Here is a 13,299-nt window from a genome sequence, read left to right as displayed (position 1 = left end):
ATGCGGATCAGTATTCGCTGGGCAACAGCAGCGTGGTGACGCTGCGATCCCATTCGGTGATGATCCAAAGCTTCAGGTCGCGCGTGACCTGGTAGGACGAAAACAGACGATCCTCACCGGATTGCAGCGCAGCGTCGTTCAATCGCCGATCGTCGTCGCTCAGGTCGCCCCAGTCGCCATGAAGATGGCGGCGCAGGTACGGCGTGGGGTTGAGCCGGCCCTGTCGGACCAGCTCGTCGACGCCGGCGGTCATGACCACCTGCCCGGGCGAAAAGCGTGCTTGTGACGCGAGGTTGAGGATTGCGAGTGCCATGGTGGTTTCTCCTTCTGGAAGAAGGGGCCACGGCACCCCATCGGGGCAACGTGACCCCGGTGGGTGGATGAAAGCGACGGCGAACCGTCAGGGAACAGCGATCAGCGGATGGTCAGCACTTCGCCCCACGTGGGCGAGCCCAGCGTCAAGTCCCATGCACGAATGACCGGCACGAACTTGTCGGTGAGGATGCGCGTCTCGGTCACGGAGCCATCGTCGCGTTCGGTGTATTCCGTCTGGAGGGTCTTCTCCTTGTGGGTATCACCTTTGACGACGAGCACGCGCCCGCTCTTGGACTTCACTACGCCGGAGATCGCGCCTGCGGCCAAGGCCAGGGCGAGATGCCAGTGCGACAAGGCCCGCGCGGGCGGACGCAGCGATTGCTGCGCGGCGCCCAGGTGCATATCGAGCGCCGGCCAGGGTCCTTGTAGCCGGCCGACTTCATCGGCGAACTGCTCGGGCTCCATCGTCACGCGATAGAAGTGCTCCGGCTCGGCCGGGCTGGCAGGGACGGTGTACGGCAGGAACGGCCATTCGAGCGGCAGTTCCTCGGCTTCGGCGTCACCCTGTCCGATCTGCAGCAGCAGACCGCGCACGGCCTTGACCGACTCCGATGCCTGGTCGCGTTGACGAATCCTGCGACCGAAGATCACCACCTGCTTGAACTGCGTCTCCACCGCACGGTAGATACGCAGGTCGGCGAAGTGGCGCGTCAGCCATCCGACCAGCTCGGCGTCGAGCACGTAGGACGGCACGATGAAGATCAGCACGCCGCCGTACTGCAGCAGCGGCAGCGCGCGCTGATAGAACAGCTTTTCCAGCCTCGCACGGCCCTGGCCCTGATAGCCGATGTTGCCGTTCACGTCCTTGCTCAGGTCGCCATACGGCGGGTTCAGCCACAGCAGCCCGAAGGACTGGCGCGAGATCAGCGTATCCATCAGGTCACCGTGGATGCAGCGATCGACCAGTTGCCGTGCGTGGCGGGCACGCTCGGCGTCGTACTCGACGGCGAAGGCCTGGACCTGCTCGCGCCCGAGGGCGTGGGCGGCTTCGGCGATCGCCACGCCTTCGCCGGCGCAGGGATCAAGGAGGGACATGGCGCCGGGAGACGGCGCCAGCGCGGACAAGGCCCGCTCCAGCGTCGGCTCGTCGGTGGGGAAGTAGCCGTTACGAATGAAATTGCGCGCCAGGCGCGGAAACATGAGTGCCATGGATTTCTCCTGGTGATGGATGAGGGAAGGCGGGCACGCGCGGCGCGCATGCCCGTGGGGATGGCTCACGCCACACGCCGAAGCGGTGCGTTCGCGGCCAGTTCGTACTGCGTGGCGCCGAGGGTGCCGTTGCGGATCAGCTCGCCCAGCGCCTTCGTCAGCGCCGGGACATCGAGGGCCAGCCGATGGCCTTCCAGCGGCCCGAGGGCCAAGGGAAGACCGGTCAGCATCCGCCGTGTCTGCAACAGCTCCAGCACGGTGTCGCGCCAGTGGTCGAGCAGTGGCAGCGGGCAGGTGTCCTGTACCAGCGTCCACAGCCGGTCGAGCCGGTGAGCGGAATCCCTAGGCAGAAGCGCCAGCGCGCTGGCGTTGGCCTTGTCTGGCTTCACGCAGCGACGGTCGAACAGCCACACATTCGTCAGCGAACCGAACAGCGTTCGCCGATAGGCACGGGTGATGCGCTTTTCCAGGTTCTCGACGTTGCCGACGAAGACCGGGATGGATGCGCCCTGCTCGGTGATGACGTGGAACTGATCCAGTCCCTGCTCATCCCGGCCGAGGGTCAGGCGGGCGAGGAACTCCTGAACGGCGGTGTCGCGCGCCCAGATCGAGAGAAAGACGAGATTGCCTTGCTCGTCACCGACGCAACCGTCGGCCATGAGATCGGGGCATTCGTCGATGCGGTACAGCGGTTTCGCGGAAGAAGGTGCAGGCATGGTGATGTCCTCTTGGAAATGAAGGAGCAACCACAGCCCGCGGGGCCGTGCTCGCCCCGGTTGGGTGACGGAAGATGCGTGCCGCTAGGCAGCGCGCCCCGCGTGGAAGCGGTGAACCCGCTCGCGCCACTCGGAGCTTTGCACCGGCGCCATGTCGAGATAGCGCAGCGGGCACGAGTAGTAGTACGGATGCACGGACTCATCGAGGGACTTGTAGCCCCAATCGCCGCCCGAGCTTTCCAGCAGATGGCAGCCGATGTAGCAGACGGACTCACCGGCCGCGAGGCCCATGACGCCCGCCTGCCTGGCGGTGACGCGAACCACGGTCCACAGAACGTCGCCGTCCAGTGTGTGGTCGATGACTTCGCAGCAAGCGCGTTCGGACGCCTGCGGAGCGAGCAGCTCGCGGATCAACTGATCGCGCGTCTGACGAACGAAGGTCCAGCCCATGAGGGTCTCCTTGAAGCAAAGGCCGGAGCCCTCCCCGTCGGGGGAGAACCCCGGCGGGTGGCGGAATGCCGCGTAAGGCGGCGGATGGATCAGGCAGCTTTGAGGTGCCAGTCCTGGGACAACGGAGCGAACTCGTAGCCGAGCTTGTCGAGACGGTCGCGCTGCTGACGCAGCACACGACGATCCACGGTCGCATCGAGCTTCACGGTCTCGCCCAGGGGCCACAAGGCACCAAACAGCACCGCGTCGTCTGCCTCGGCCGAGGCCGCAGCGGACACGGGAGCCGATTCGCTGCCGAACGGCGTGGTATCGACCAGGGGATCACGCGGACTGCGCGACTTCGCCTTCGGCTTGGCCGGGGGCGTTGCCGGCGCGGGCGTCTGCGCTTCCTCGTCGATCGGATCGACTTCCTGCGGACTCAGCCGGCGGGCTTCGTCGCGGCTCAGGGCGTCGATGTTGGACAGTGTCATCCCGCCCAGATGGGCGCGGATCTCGATGACCATGCGGCCGTTGGCGTTGTACGTGGAGGGGCGAATCTCGACGATGACGAAATCACCGTCGTACTTGCCCTCGCGGTACTGATCGAGTTCGGCGTTCTTCACGACGAACTCGCCGATCGAGGTCGCCAGGCGGCCGACGTTGAAGTCGCCGTTCCTGCCGTGGATGGTCTTGATGGCCAGTTGGCCGGGGATGGTGATCATGAAGGTCTCCTGCTGACGAAGAGAAGACAAGGCCCCGGGGATGGGGCCTTGCGGATCAGAACGACTCGGCAACGGCCAATGCGGGGGCATCGGCAGCGTCGTCGGCAGCATCGGCGTCGGGCTTGGAAGGCTCCGGTGCCGAGGCTTGCTGCGCGGCGGGCGCGTCGGACGTCACAGGGACTTCCGGGTCGCGCTCGTCGGTCTCGGTCGGCTTGGGTTCGGCCTTGTAGACGAGCTTGCCGTCGACCTTGATCCAACTGACGAACAGCAGGCGGGCCTTGAGGCTCACCCCCTGCTCGCCGGCACGCTTGCCCTTGGAGTAGGTGAAGGTGTCGGCCCACAGGTCGCCCAGGCGGAAGCCGATCATCACCTTCTTCTCGGCGTCGACCGCCTGAATGCAGCGGCGCACCAGGTGCTGCGCTTCCGAACCCGATACGCGCGTGTCGAAACGCACATACGAGACGTCATCGCTGGGACCGTTCAGAGCCGCGATGTCGCAGGCCAGGAACGCATCGCCTTTCTTGGGCTTCACTTCGCGGATGCGATTGAGATACCCGAGGCCGGTGATGTGCAGATCGAAGTAGGACTTTTCGGTGGAAGTGGTCATGGTGAATCTCCTGAGAACAATGAGGCGGAGACACACCCGACCCAAGGCGGGGAAGGTGTGGAACCCCCGCGTGGGTTGATGGAACAGCTTGGTGGCATCGCCATCGAGAACCGATGGCCGTTCGCGCATGGATGCCGGTGCGAACTGGGGTGATCAACGCGGTCGGAACCGCATCGCAGCCTTGAAGATCGTGGCTGCCTGGGCATGTCGCTGACGGACGTCAGCGGAACATGGGCGGAAGCGTGGCGCCGGGGCGGCGCGCATGCGAGCGGTAATTGGCACTCGCGGCTGTCCGCATTGCCGGGAAGAAAGAGGCCCCCGGAGCGGGGGCCAGGGATGGGCGGTCAGTTACCGCTGGGCGCGGAAGGAACCGCCTGCAGCGACAGGTGTGTCGCGGTGGCGGACACGTCGAGATCGTCCTCGCTGTGCAGGATGCACGCAAACACGCCCTCCTTCGGATCGAAGAACTCGCCAAAGTCATCGCCGCCGAACTCGGCGCGCGCCAGCTCCCACCAGTCATCGAAGGCATCGACATCCGGGTTGCAGCCAGCGGCATAGGCGATGGTCTTCTGGCGACCATCGGGTCGGCGCTCGCCGCACTCGGCCAGGAAGTACACGCCCTGATCCTTGACCAGGATGACGCGGCATTGATTCGCCACCGCTTCGGCGAGCACGGGCCGCAGCTCCGTGCCTTTGAATCGAACAGTCATGGGTGTGATCTCCAGGGGGCAGGAAAAGAGGCTTCCCGCCGCGAGGGCGGGAAGCTGCTGTGAGATCAGTGCCGGATAGCCTTACGACACGACAGGCACTGCACGCGGATGCGCCGCCAACTCCCGTCGTCGATCAGCCGTTCCAGCGTCTCGCCGAGGGTGTCGAAGAACACCTCATCGACCCGTTCGACCAGCTCGCCGTCGCGGTGCAGCTCCACCGCGTAGAGGTCGAGGCCACGCTCATACAGCACGGTGACGCGACCCTGGAACTTCGTCGTGGCGACGGTGAAGCCGATGGCCGGCGGCGTGCGGATGATGTCGGCGGGCAGCGGATCGACCCAGGTGATGTCCCGCGCGCCGGCATCCACCAGCATGTGGGTGACGCGCCGGAAACCGTCGGGAGCGGGCAACTGCTCCAGTTGGTCGACCAGTTCCTGCAGCTCGGGGCAGCGGGGCTTGGGAATCGGCAGCTTCGCCGGTGCGGACCCGAGCACCAACCGCTTCACCGTGTAGGGCTGGCCGTCGGCGGTGAACTCGGTCTGCTCCTCGGGCGTGTCCGCCCGCTGACCGTCGAAGCGGCGTCTGACATAGGGTTCGACCTGCACCTTGGCGCCCTCGTCGGGCACTTCGGTCACGAGCGTGCGATCGAGCACCGCGAACTCGGCTCGTCCCGTCTTGACGACGATGGCCTCGTCGGTGGTGGCGATGACCTTGCCCTCGAAAGGCTTCGGGTCGATGTGAAAGCCCAGCGTCGAAACCTTGGGCTGGCCGTCGAAGATGTTGAATTTGAACGAACGGACGTTGGAAGGCACATGACCGACAACGAGCGTCGGCATCTGTGCGCGGATGGCTTGGGTATCCATGGGGAGACTCCTTGTGGCAACCAAGGGACTCCCGCCCGCAAGGGAGGTCTGTCCCTTGAGGGTGAGGTGGATGGACGCGGGTGCGCCCGGAGAACGAAGCAACCAGCACGGCGAACCGCGCCGCAGTCTTGAAGGTCTCGACTGCCTGGGCATGCTGCCGGCAACGCCAGCGAACATGCGGCCAGCGTGCGGCACATGGCGGCGACCGTCCGTTGGGAATCGGCAATGCGCCGGCACCGCGTTCCGCGAAAAAGAAGAGCCCCGACGTGGGGGCTCGAATGGGTTGCGGGTTACTCGTCGTCGTAGAGCGTCAGCCCGTCCAGCACTGGCGCGTCGGCATCGAACACCAACATGCGAACGTCGGCGAGCGCAGCCAGGTGCAACACTTCCACGAGGGACTCCGGCACGCCCTTGGCCCGGTGCTCCTGCCGCAGCTCTTCGGCGGTGATGCCCTCGACATGCTGCAGGTTCGCATCCGTCCAGGGCGTGGCGACCAGCTTCACGCCGACCGCCGGGCTGTAGGGAATGCGGAAGGCCACGAACAGAAAACCGCTCGGCGTGGCGATGTCCGCCAGTTCGGCGAGGAAGCGACCGGCCTCCTCGGTGATGTGCGCCGAACTGATTTCCCAGGCACGGCTGTAGAACCCGGTCTCGAAGCGCAGGCGGCGTACCACCTCGCGCGCGGCTTCCTCGGAGTAGGTATCGCCGACGTGCAGCGGCTGGCCGGCTTCTTCGGCCATGACGGCGTAGACGAGGTTTCGGGCGATACCGTGGCTGGGGCACTGCGCGTCCAGCTCGGGCGGCACGTTCTGGCCCTCGGTGATCAGCGCGAAGTCGTCGCAGAAGACGCAGGCATGGCGCTCGACCTGGCTGTCCGGCAGGTGCGACTGCGAGACGTGCAGCGGCAGATAGCTCAGCGGGCAGTCGTCGTCGTAGGAAATCGCCAGCAGCCGCTGCACGGACAGGCCATCGTAGCCGCGGACGAAGGGTTTTTTGGAATGAGACATGGGATTCCTCCAGCAGAGGATGGCCGAGGCAATCCCCTGCCGGGGATTGAACCCCAGCGAGTGGATGAAGTGGCAGCCGGTCAGCCGGCCGCGGCGTCGGGCCGCCCTGGTGGCGGGCGGTGCAGGTCAGTGGAAGATGCTGATTCGGGACATGGCCGCTCCTGCGAAAGGAAGGAGGGACATGGCCCCGAACGGGGACGCATGTCCCTCGTGGGGTGGGATGAAAAGACGGCGGGTTGCCAGGCGCGGCTCACCAGCCGTTGTAGTGCAGCGTGAGGTCGGCGATGACCTGGCGCCGCTCCAGATCGAGGCCGCCGAAGTCGGACAGCCCCTCGAAGCCGCAACGCTTGAGCATCGCGCCGCCCTCGCGGGAGTTGTAGAAGCTCACCATCGCGGACAGGAACATGCGTTGACCGCTGCTCAGCACGCCCAAGGCGTCGTTGAGCATCAGCATGTTGGGCCGCAGGTCCCACTTGGTGGTGGCACGCTGCAGACCTTCGCGTGTGCCGTCGCCGAACCACTCGTGACCGGCGATCTGCGCGCCGCGCTTCCAGGCCTCGAAGAAGGCCTGCGGTGCAGCGTCGAAGTGCGCCTGTTCCAGCGCCATCTGATCGAGCACGTCTTCGGGTAAAGACAGATTCATGAGAGAACTCCTTGAAGGGTGGGAATCAGGCGTGAGCGCGCTGTGTCCAGGCATGGGTATCCAGGGCGCGCTGTGCTGCGAGGTGGTTCGGGAAATACTCGACGGACTCCCGCGATACCGGGCCTTCGTCGTCTTGTGTGCCGATGTAGTGGCCGGCCGCGCTGCGCAGCACCTGTAGCGGCAAACGCTTGCCGGTCCAGGTCAGCGCCAGCGCACCACTGCGCACTGCGGTTGCAGAGGAAGATGCGGAAGGTTCAGACATGCCGTGCTCCTTGGTGGGTCGGGGAGCACGCATCCCGCAGGGGATGGGGTTCCCCTCGGGTGGTTGAGAAAAGTGCATCGTCGCCAGGCCGGCGAGCGTCCGCGGTGGGCGATGCGAAGCGGACTGGATCGGTCGACGCGGCGAACCGCGTTGCAGTCTTGAAGACCGAGACTGCCAGGGCATGCCGCTGACGACTGTCAGCAACGCATGGCGTGAGGATGGGCGCGAAGCATGGCTGCCGTCGCAGGGAAAACCGAATCGCGGACGGCCCGCTTTAGGGCAATGGCCCGCGTCACGGGACAAGGCAAAGACCAGGGCGCCGAAGGCCACACGGGCCTTCGGCTGAAGAGAAAGGAAAACCACCTGTGGGCTGCGTCAGCGCAGGCCGTCGTCAAAGCCGTTCGCTGCGTCAGCAATCGCACCCGGCCCGTTTCGTGGCTGGGGCCGGAAACCTCTGGCGTGCATCCACACACAAAGGGAGCCCGATGTTTCGCCGGCGGGCACCGGCACGGAATACCCTCGGCCCAAGGGGCCTCCTCACGGCTCGCGCGGCGGCAAGGCGTCAGGAAGCCCCTCGTGACCGAGGCAAGGCACACCGATCAAGGGAATGGCGGCGGGCGCGATTCGTGGAGCAATGACCTTCTCGCCCCGTCGCCCGACGGCGGGCAGACGGGGCGCGCACACCGTTGCAGAAGGAGACGCGCGCTTTGGAGTCCCGCGCGGTGCGGGACGTTTGCCTCGCCGCCAGTGAAGTGGCCGGCGCGGCAGGGGGAAGCGAGGATCAGGACGCCTTGGAGGCAGCGCACCGCTTGCGCGGTGCGCTGCGCCGGCCCGTCGGGGACTCGATCGGCAACGTGCCCTTGCAGTCCGGGTAGCGCGAACAGGACCAGAACGCGCCGCTCTTGCCCGTGCGCTGCTGCATCGGTGCGCCGCACTGCGGGCAGGCCGGCGCCGGCGGCAGCTTGAGCGAGAGCGTTGCGCCGCGGTACTGCTGCACGAGCTGGCCGACCCACACGGACTGCTTCTCGATGAAGGTGTCCAGCGCCATCTGGCCGGCCTCGATCATGTCCAGCGCCTGCTCCCACACCGCCGTGGTGCCGGGGTCGGCGATGGCCGAGGGCACCGCGTCGATGAGCGTGAATGCCGCATCGGAAGCGCGGACGGCGCGGCCTTTCTTGACCAGGTAGCCGCGACCGATCAGACCGTTGATGGTGTTGGCGCGTGTCGCCTCGGTGCCGATGCCTGTGGTATCTCGCAGCTTCTGTTTCAGCCGCGGGTCGGTCACGAACTTGGCGACAGTCTTCATGGCCTTGATCAGCTCGCCCTGCGTGTAGGGCTTGGGCGGCAGCGTCTTCAGCGCCTTGAGATCCACCTTGCCGACCGGACAGGACAGGCCCGCATGCAGCGCCGGCAGCACCTGGCTGCGCTGCGCATCCTCGCCGTCAGCATCGTCCGGCCCCGGCGTCGCCAGCACCTCGCGCCAGCCGGTGACGGCGATCTGCTTGCCCACGGCCGCCAGCGACTGACTGCCGCACGAGAACTGCGCTACCGTCCGGTCGAACTCATGGTGCGGGAGGAACTGCGCGAGGTAATGAGCGCGGATCAGCCGGTAGACGGCCAGTTCCTTCTCGTTCATGGCCGACAGGTTAGCGGGCTCCAGCGTCGGGATGATGCCGTGGTGAGCCGTCACCTTGCCGTCGTTCCAGGCGCGCGAACGCTGGTTGCGGTCGAGCTGGCCGATCAAGGGCCGCAGGCTGGGATCGGTGGCGAGCAGTGCATCGAGCACCGCCGGCACTTCCGCGAGCATGCTTTCGGGCAGGTATCCCGAGTCGCTGCGCGGATAGGTCGTCGCCTTGTGCGTCTCGTACAGCGCCTGCGCGATGTCCAGCGTCTCCTGCACGTCGAGGCCCAACTGCTTGGAGCACACCTCCTGCAGCGTGCCCAGGTCGAACGGCAGCGGCGGTGCCTCGCGCACGCGCTCGGTGTCCACCGACACGACCTGCGCATCGCGTGCGGCGCGAATGCAATCCGCAGCCTGCTGCGCCACCGGCTGCTGAAGGCAGCGACCCGCTGCATCGGTGCTGCCTTCGGGCGGTATCCAGCTCGCGGTGAAGGACCGGCCGGCATGGGATAGCAGCACGTCCACGGCCCAATACGGCACAGAGACGAAGCGCGCGATCTCGCGATCACGATCCACCACCAACTTCAGCGTCGGCGTCTGCACGCGCCCCACCGACAGCACGCCCATATAGCCGGCCTGACGCCCCAGCAGTGTGAACAAGCGGCTCAAGTTCATCCCGATCAGCCAGTCGGCGCGCGATCGGGCGAGTGCGGAGAAATACAGCGGCAGCGTCTCGGCGGACGGCTTGAGCGCACCCAGCGCCTTGCGGATCGACGCATCGTTGAGCGCCGACAGCCACAGGCGCTGAATCGGCCCGTGGTAGCCGCACAGGTCGATGATCTCGCGGGCGATCATCTCGCCCTCGCGGTCGGCGTCGGTCGCAATCACCAGCTCGCCCGCCTTGGCGACGAGCTGCTGCACGACCTTGAATTGCGCCGCGGTCGCCGCCTTGGGCTCGACACGCCAACGCTCAGGAAGAATAGGCAGTTGCTCGATGGCCCAGCGCTTGTATTGATCGCCGTAGCCTTCGGGCGGAACCGCCTCCACCAGATGACCGATGCACCAGGTCACGACGACACCGGCGCCACTGTAGCAGCCGTTGCCGCGGTGGCCGGCACCCAGCACACGGGCGATGTCCTTGCCCTGGGACGGCTTCTCGCACAGGAACACGCGCATGAAGCCTCCTTGAAAATGTGCGGTTCATCGGATGGGCGTCAGCTTGGCGGGGCCAGGAGATGCCGGCAGCAAGGAAGCCGATTGATGCAGACACCGCTTTGTGATCGGCAGGCGGTCCGTTGCCGCAGCAGTGCGCATAGACCGCAGGAGCTGGCACAGCAAGAGCGTCGTTTCGGGAGGGCGGCTGGAACTCTGTGGACGACCTTGGAGCTATCCCCTGGGGATAGCTCGCTGGTGCATCGCGGGCGTATGACGGTTGCTACAGCCGCCCTCGGGGGACCGGCGATGGGCGAACTACTGTCCGCCGGCCGGCTTGGCGCTGAGCGCCACCGACTCGATGCGGTACGGCAGGATGCCCACGCGCCGCGCCTCGACCTTGAACGTCACGCGCTCGTTCTCGTCGGCGTCCTCCCATTCGTCGCGCACGGTGCGGCCCTCGACCAGCACCCGCATACTTTTCTGGTACAGCGTCTTCCAGTGCTCGGCGTCGCGGTGCCACAGCTCCACGGGCGCCCAGAAGCCGCCGCGGTCCTCGAATTCACCGTCCTTCTTTGGGATCGGGTTGTCGAAGTAGACGTTCAGGCGCAGCAGCCGGCGCGGCTCGTCGTTGCCGTTAGGGAATTCGCGATAGTCCGGCGCGGAACCGATGTTGCCCTCGCCGACGAAGTGCGTGCTCATGGAGACTCCTTGGGGGTGGTGGATGGAACCGACGCGGCATGCCCGTGGACACGTCGCAGGTAAGCCGCTTCGGCCTGCGCGGCCTTGCTGGCGCATTCCAGGGCTTGGCGAGCGATGCTGTGGGTCAGGCTGATCTGCATGTTCAGCACGATGCGCTGCAGTTCCATCGCGTACAGCTCGTCGATCAGCGAGGCCGGCGTCGCGGGGTTGGCCAGCAGGGCCTCCCACAACGCCACGCCCATGGAGGAACGGTCGAGGTTGCGCCAGCGCAGGAAGGTCGTGCCTGCGCCAGTGGTCTGCTGGGCCAGTTGCACGTCGAGCAGCGAGAAGGGGTAGGCCCGCGCCTGTTGCAGCACGCGCCGCTGCGCCAGCCCGATTAAGTCGTCGCGCAGCGCCGTGCACTGGTTGGCCCAGGCCTCCAGACTCCCCTTACCTTTAAAAGGCTGTAAAAGGCCTTTTAGGTAGGAGCCGTGTTCCAGGCGCTGGAAGTCCGCCTGTTCCAGCGGCAGGAAGCGCGTGGAGTGGCTGATGGGGATCGATGCTGTCATGCGCCCGCAGCCTTATCGCCCGCGGCACCATCGGCTGTGCCATCCGTGTGAGCCGGCGCATCGGGCTCGATGGCGGGCGCTGCAGGCGGCGTGCCGGGCTTGGTCGTCCGCCGCGCGATCGGTGGCGCGAAGCGCGAGCGGCGCGTGCCTTCCAGCACGTCCTGCGGCAACTCGCCGAACTTCTCCAGCGCCGCTCGCGCCGCCGCGTTCTTCGCCGCGAAGTCGTCGCGCGTGGTGCCCGAGTAGCGGTACTGCTGGGCCAGCGAGAACAGGCTGCGCAGCGCGTGCGCACCATCATTGAGCCAGCGCTCCAAGGTGCTGCGGTCGATCAGCGCCGTGTGGTGCGCCAGGATGAGTTTGCGTGCCAGGTCGTCGTAGTCGGCCAGCAGATACACCGCCATGAAACCGAGCTGGGCGTTCACGAACAGCGGCAGCTTCACCGGCTGCACGTTCATGTTCTCGCCCAGGGACAGCGCCGCTGGCACGTCGGCCAAGGCCTGATCCACCTGTTCGCGCAGGGTCTGCAGACGGGTCTTGGTGTCGGCGAGCTTGTCCTCGATCCGCAACATCCACGAGTCCGAGTACGGGTCGTCCTGCTCGGCGCCGCGCTTCATCTTGTTCATGGCGCCGATGAAGCCGTTGAGACCGATGATGCCGGGGCGCCCCTCGGTCGGCGCACGGCCGTGCCAGATGCGCGAAGCGTGGTGCGTGTGCAGCGTCAGCGACATCGCGCTGCGCAGCGATCCGAGATTCAGTTGCAGGGGTTCTGTGCGTTCGTTGGCCATGGGAGCGACTCGCGGTGAATTGGCGAGTCGCCAGCATCGGCATCGGCCGGAAGGCTGTCAGTCAACAAACCGCAGCCCATGCGCGCCCGGTTTGTTCCGCGCGGAAGGCCGTGTGTGCCGGCTATCCCCTGGGGATAGCTCGGCGGATGTGTTCGCGGCTCGCGCGGAGGTGAGACCGCGTTGCGGGGCTATGCTTCGCGAGGTCTGTACCAGGCGGCCCGTTGCCCCTCCACCTCACGGTAGCGAAGCTCGAACAGGCGGCACTCGTGCACCACCTGCCGCCAACTGCTGCAGCCGTACTTGGCTGGAAGCTGCTCGGGATGCCGCTCCGCGATCCAGCGGCCAGCGGCGGCGATGGGTGTCCAGCCCTCGACGGCCAACTGCGCAGCGGCCTCGCGCAGCGCACGAACGATGCCGGCGGCCGACCAGTCCACCGTGCCGTCCGGCGCGATGCCATTGACCACCAGGTCGTGGAACACGTCCGACTGGACGAATTCCGCTGCCAGGCGCCGCGCCTGATCCATGTGCTCGGCCCAGCCGCGCAGCTGCTCGAAGTGTTGATCGACGCGCGTGTAGGCGGAACCGAGTTCGTCCTGTGCAGCGCGACACCCGTCCACGGTCCATAGATCGTGCTGGTCGATGAAGTGGTGCACCAGTGTGTTGCGCAGCGATACCAGGTCTTTGAGGTCGGCCTGGGTCTTGGCGTAGTCCTGCGCAGACAGGCTCAGTTGCACGCGCGTGCGAAAGGAAACCACGTCGCCGGGAAGATCGTCGTCGCGTTCCTCGCCACCATTTCCATCGGTGACGACATACGAACCAAACAGTTGTCCGACCAACGTGCCCAGGGTCTTGGTCGCGGCATCTTCAATCCGCGCTGCGCGAATGGACTCCAGCGAATGCGCCGGGCCTGAAATCTCGTGGTGGGCCACGATGGCTTTCATGAGGCGCTCGTATTGTTGAAGGCGCAACAGGCATCTGCCCAGCAAGCGCTGAACGTCTCGCTGCAGT

General features: G+C 66.3%; 16 protein-coding genes. All 16 read right to left on the bottom strand.

What is annotated here, in order from left to right; all coding sequences use genetic code 11:
• Window positions 1-7: 7 nt before the first annotated feature.
• The 16 genes from DBO86_RS03620 to DBO86_RS03540 all read right to left on the bottom strand — a co-directional run bounded on the left by DBO86_RS03620 (window position 8) and on the right by DBO86_RS03540 (window position 13,232).
• Window positions 8-313, bottom strand: coding sequence for a hypothetical protein (locus DBO86_RS03620; RefSeq protein WP_003294134.1), 306 nt, complete (start codon window positions 311-313; stop codon window positions 8-10).
• A gap of 101 nt (window positions 314-414) precedes the next feature.
• The gene (locus tag DBO86_RS03615; RefSeq protein WP_108232996.1) at window positions 415-1,524 is read right to left on the bottom strand and encodes a DUF6094 domain-containing protein; all 1,110 of its coding nucleotides are present in this window, start codon (window positions 1,522-1,524) and stop codon (window positions 415-417) included.
• A 65-nt stretch (window positions 1,525-1,589) separates the two neighbouring features.
• Window positions 1,590-2,240 carry a hypothetical protein gene (locus DBO86_RS03610; RefSeq protein WP_003141029.1) on the bottom strand — a complete coding sequence of 217 codons (651 nt, stop codon included), beginning with the start codon at window positions 2,238-2,240 and terminating at the stop codon, window positions 1,590-1,592.
• 84 nt (window positions 2,241-2,324) lie between these two features.
• On the bottom strand, window positions 2,325-2,690 hold the full coding sequence (locus DBO86_RS03605; protein WP_003141031.1) for a hypothetical protein: 366 nt from the start codon (window positions 2,688-2,690) through the stop codon (window positions 2,325-2,327).
• 89 nt (window positions 2,691-2,779) lie between these two features.
• Window positions 2,780-3,391 carry a DUF3275 family protein gene (locus tag DBO86_RS03600; RefSeq protein ID WP_023124351.1) on the bottom strand — a complete coding sequence of 204 codons (612 nt, stop codon included), beginning with the start codon at window positions 3,389-3,391 and terminating at the stop codon, window positions 2,780-2,782.
• A 55-nt stretch (window positions 3,392-3,446) separates the two neighbouring features.
• The gene (locus DBO86_RS03595; RefSeq protein ID WP_023124352.1) at window positions 3,447-3,998 is read right to left on the bottom strand and encodes an STY4534 family ICE replication protein; all 552 of its coding nucleotides are present in this window, start codon (window positions 3,996-3,998) and stop codon (window positions 3,447-3,449) included.
• 344 nt (window positions 3,999-4,342) lie between these two features.
• A complete protein-coding gene (locus tag DBO86_RS03590) occupies window positions 4,343-4,708 on the bottom strand; it encodes a DUF3085 domain-containing protein (RefSeq protein ID WP_011805441.1) in 366 nt (121 codons plus the stop codon).
• Between the two features lie 65 nt (window positions 4,709-4,773).
• The gene (locus DBO86_RS03585) at window positions 4,774-5,571 is read right to left on the bottom strand and encodes a hypothetical protein (protein WP_011805442.1); all 798 of its coding nucleotides are present in this window, start codon (window positions 5,569-5,571) and stop codon (window positions 4,774-4,776) included.
• A gap of 290 nt (window positions 5,572-5,861) precedes the next feature.
• Window positions 5,862-6,578: a DUF5983 family protein gene (locus tag DBO86_RS03580; protein ID WP_011805443.1), complete on the bottom strand. Its 717-nt coding sequence runs from the start codon at window positions 6,576-6,578 to the stop codon at window positions 5,862-5,864.
• 250 nt (window positions 6,579-6,828) lie between these two features.
• Window positions 6,829-7,221 carry a hypothetical protein gene (locus DBO86_RS03575; RefSeq protein WP_003141051.1) on the bottom strand — a complete coding sequence of 131 codons (393 nt, stop codon included), beginning with the start codon at window positions 7,219-7,221 and terminating at the stop codon, window positions 6,829-6,831.
• A 25-nt stretch (window positions 7,222-7,246) separates the two neighbouring features.
• The gene (locus tag DBO86_RS03570) at window positions 7,247-7,483 is read right to left on the bottom strand and encodes a hypothetical protein (protein ID WP_011805444.1); all 237 of its coding nucleotides are present in this window, start codon (window positions 7,481-7,483) and stop codon (window positions 7,247-7,249) included.
• 781 nt (window positions 7,484-8,264) lie between these two features.
• On the bottom strand, window positions 8,265-10,280 hold the full coding sequence (locus tag DBO86_RS03560) for a DNA topoisomerase III (protein WP_011805445.1): 2,016 nt from the start codon (window positions 10,278-10,280) through the stop codon (window positions 8,265-8,267).
• Between the two features lie 294 nt (window positions 10,281-10,574).
• The gene (locus tag DBO86_RS03555) at window positions 10,575-10,958 is read right to left on the bottom strand and encodes a single-stranded DNA-binding protein (protein ID WP_011805446.1); all 384 of its coding nucleotides are present in this window, start codon (window positions 10,956-10,958) and stop codon (window positions 10,575-10,577) included.
• A complete protein-coding gene (locus tag DBO86_RS03550; protein ID WP_108232995.1) occupies window positions 10,955-11,506 on the bottom strand; it encodes a DUF3158 family protein in 552 nt (183 codons plus the stop codon). Before DBO86_RS03550 ends, DBO86_RS03555 begins: the two co-directional genes overlap by 4 nt.
• Window positions 11,503-12,291, bottom strand: a complete 789-nt coding sequence (locus DBO86_RS03545) for a PFL_4669 family integrating conjugative element protein (RefSeq protein ID WP_108232994.1) — start codon at window positions 12,289-12,291, stop codon at window positions 11,503-11,505. The genes DBO86_RS03550 and DBO86_RS03545 overlap by 4 nt, the downstream gene beginning before the upstream one ends.
• A gap of 188 nt (window positions 12,292-12,479) precedes the next feature.
• On the bottom strand, window positions 12,480-13,232 hold the full coding sequence (locus DBO86_RS03540) for an OST-HTH/LOTUS domain-containing protein (protein WP_167399093.1): 753 nt from the start codon (window positions 13,230-13,232) through the stop codon (window positions 12,480-12,482).
• Window positions 13,233-13,299: the final 67 nt, after the last annotated feature.

This window comes from Ectopseudomonas oleovorans, from assembly GCF_003052605.1.
In the GTDB taxonomy this organism is placed as follows: Bacteria; Pseudomonadota; Gammaproteobacteria; order Pseudomonadales; family Pseudomonadaceae; genus Aquipseudomonas; species Aquipseudomonas oleovorans_A.
The sequence above is the reverse complement of the archived record's forward strand: the minus strand, read 5'-3'. Positions and strand labels throughout refer to the sequence as shown.